This is a genomic window from Dryocola clanedunensis, from assembly GCF_038405435.1.
In the GTDB taxonomy this organism is placed as follows: domain Bacteria; phylum Pseudomonadota; class Gammaproteobacteria; order Enterobacterales; family Enterobacteriaceae; genus Dryocola; species Dryocola clanedunensis_A.
On sequence record NZ_JBBYHZ010000082.1, the window covers coordinates 1 to 726 of the forward strand.

Annotated in this window: 1 protein-coding gene; it reads left to right on the forward strand. The window is 67.8% G+C overall.

Features of this window, described 5'->3' with window-relative positions; translation table 11 throughout:
• The coding region (locus AAE045_RS23495) for an SDR family oxidoreductase (protein WP_455549724.1) at nt 1-680 on the forward strand (680 nt) is incomplete at its 5' end.
• Nucleotides 681-726: the final 46 nt, after the last annotated feature.

Genomic DNA, 726 nt, shown 5'->3' on the forward strand with positions numbered 1-726 from the left:
TGCTGTTCGCCCGCGAAGGCGCCAATGTCGCCGTGCTGCACCTGGATGAAAAGAAGGACGCCAAGATCACCCGCGAGCACGTCGAGAAGGAAGGCGCCCGCTGCCTGGTGATCGCCGGCGACGTGCGCGACCCGGCGTTCTGCAACAAGGCGGTCAAGCAGGTGGTCAAGGCGTTCGGTGGGGTGGACATCCTGGTCAACAACGCCGCCTTCCAGCTGCATTGCGACCGCCTTGAAGACCTTGAGGACGAGCACCTGCAGGAAACCCTGCAGACCAACATCGGCGGTTACATCCAGATGGCGCGCGCGGTGCTGCCGCACCTGGGCGAAGGCGCCTGCATCATCAACAGCGGCTCGGAGACCGGCCTGTTCGGCAGCAAGTCGCTGGTGGACTATTCGGCGACCAAGGGCGCGATCCATGCCTTCACCAAGGCGCTGGCCAGCCAGCTGCTGCCGCGCGGCATCCGCGTCAATGCGGTTGCGCCCGGCCCGGTCTGGACCCCGCTGAATCCCGCCGACAAGAAGGCGCCGGACGTGGCCGAGTTCGGCCAGGACAGCGACATGGGCCGACCGGCGCAGCCGGAAGAGCTCTCGCCGGCGTACGTGTTCCTCGCCTCGCCGATTACTGCCAGCTACATCAGCGGCGTGATCCTGCCGGTGATGGGCGGGCCGCGCGGCTGACGGTCGGCACCGGCGCACCCGCGCCGTAGAACGCGGCGATCTGCGG